Genomic DNA, 2,010 nt, shown 5'->3' with positions numbered 1-2,010 from the left:
GGGGCCGGTGTAGAGGCGGCGGACCAGGTCGTGCCGCTGGATGAAGTCGGGGGCAGGATGTCGGGAGGGAGGGTTTGTGGGCGGCGGGGGCGGGGCATGGGGCGGCGTCCGGGGCGGCGGGAAGCCGTCGAGCTTGGCACAAGAATAGGAAAATATTCAAGAATCTTCGCCGCCCCTTTCGGATACGCTAGGAGGCGGGCTCGTGCGGCCATGCTACGGTCGGAAAAAACAGCAAGCGTCGCCTCGGGTTGAAAAGCAGTGGAATTGACCGAAGACCCGCAAACTGCCGCCATCAATAACTACTTGGCTCGAAGATGGCGTAACGCAAATGGGTTGCAAGCATACGTGCGCGCGCTCTGGATGGATTACTTGAAGCAGGATGTCGAAGATCGAGGCCACGTAGTCAGTCAGCTCGTCAACGATGACGATGAGCAGTTTTGGCAGCGAATCTGGGAGCTTCAACTCGGTAGCCATCTCCTTCGGCTTGGCCACAGCACCCGGTCGCCAAAGAATGGACCAGATTTCCGATTCGAAGTGGACGGCTTGGCTGTATGGGTAGAAGCTATTTCTCCCAGCCCAAAGGGTATTCCCACGGGTTGGTTCAAATTCCCGGAGAGTGGCAAGGGGACGACCTACAACACACCGAACAATGAAATGCTGCTGAGGTGGACGAGCGCGTTTTGGAGCAAGAAGCAGAAGTTTGAGACCTATGCAGCGGGCGGGATCACCTCGCCAGGGGACGCCTGTGTCGTCGCCGTTAACGGAGGACAGTTATCCGGCTTTTGGCCGACTCCATTCGGCGTATCCCAAAAGCCGTGGGCAATTGAAGTTGTGTTTCCGGTCGGTGCCCTTCAGGCCGAGTTCTTCGCAGGTGAAGACACCGTCAGATGGGGAAACGCCGAGCGGCACGAAGTCGCCAACAAAAACGGCCAGCCCGTACCGCTTTATCCGTTCATCACGCCGGAATGCAGTGGAATCAGTGCGCTCATCACCTGCGTCGAAGTTTGTTCGCCTGACCTTAGCCTTCCGCTCTATATCGCACACAATCCGATGGCTGCCGTACGGATCCCACTCGGGACATTTGGTGAGAGTGCAGAAGAGTGGCAGGCAGTCCAGGTGGACGGGAAGCCCGGTGAGTTTAGTCTGACCCGAGTAAGGTAGTCGTAAATCATCGGCTCGTGGTCAGCCTTCGGTCGGAAGAGGACCGTGCGGCCGGACCCGATCGGCGGGCGGAGTGCATTGCTGCCGTGGGGCGGCGGGAACCGCCTGCTCGGGCCGCACGGAGCCGGAGGCGATCGGCCACGACTTGCTGAACACCTTCAGCCGCCGTCGCTTCGAGGCAGTGTTCCGTCAAGCGGACGGACCGCCGAAGCGCAGGATGGTGCGGTCGAGAAGAGTCGAACTTCCACGGGGTTTCCCCCACCAGCACCTCAAGCTGGCGCGTCTACCATTCCGCCACGACCGCATCTCGGGTAGAGCGGTCGCGTATAGCCGATGATCCCGAACCCTTCAATGCGCGCCGAGGCGCCCGCGCGGCCGGAATGGGCTGTTTCCGAGGGGCTGACGCCCTACCCTGAAGCGCTGGCCGCCATGGAGGCGCGCGTCGCCGCCATCCGCGCCGGCACCGCGGCCGAGGCGGTGTGGCTGGTGGAGCACCCGCCGACCTACACCGCCGGCACCTCCGCCACGCCGGAGGGGTTGGTGGACCCGCGCTTCCCGGTGTTCCGGGCGGGGCGGGGCGGGCAGTGGACCTACCACGGGCCGGGGCAGCGCACGGCCTATGTGATGCTCGACCTCGGCCGGCGCGGGCGGGACGTGCGCGTCTACGTCCACGATCTGGAGGAGTGGCTGATCCGGGCGTTGGACCGGTTCAACGTGCGGGGGGAGCGGCGCGACGGGCGCGTCGGCATCTGGGTGGCCGACCGCGCGCGCGGCACGGAGGACAAGATCGCCGCCCTCGGCGTGCGGGTGACGCGCTGGGTGACGTGGCACGGGGTGGCGCTGAACGTG

2 protein-coding genes and 1 tRNA gene are annotated in these 2,010 nt (G+C 63.9%); 2 read left to right on the top strand and 1 reads right to left on the bottom strand.

From position 1 onward, the window contains the following. Nucleotides 1-258: 258 nt before the first annotated feature. Nucleotides 259-1,161 carry a hypothetical protein gene (locus tag QZX79_RS15600; RefSeq protein WP_294569659.1) on the top strand — a complete coding sequence of 301 codons (903 nt, stop codon included), beginning with the start codon at nt 259-261 and terminating at the stop codon, nt 1,159-1,161. Between the two features lie 218 nt (nt 1,162-1,379). Here QZX79_RS15600 and QZX79_RS15595 read toward each other — a convergent pair. Continuing rightward, nucleotides 1,380-1,465, bottom strand: a tRNA-Leu gene (locus QZX79_RS15595). Between the two features lie 47 nt (nt 1,466-1,512). On the opposite strand from QZX79_RS15595, the gene lipB reads away from it, so the two are divergent. Next, a partial coding sequence (lipB, locus tag QZX79_RS15590) for a lipoyl(octanoyl) transferase LipB (protein ID WP_294569657.1) occupies nt 1,513-2,010 on the top strand: 498 nt, incomplete at its 3' end.

The sequence above is a fragment of the uncultured Arthrobacter sp. genome (assembly GCF_902805515.1).
Lineage (GTDB): Bacteria > Actinomycetota > Actinomycetes > Actinomycetales > Micrococcaceae > Arthrobacter_D.
The sequence above is the reverse complement of the archived record's forward strand: the minus strand, read 5'-3'. Positions and strand labels throughout refer to the sequence as shown.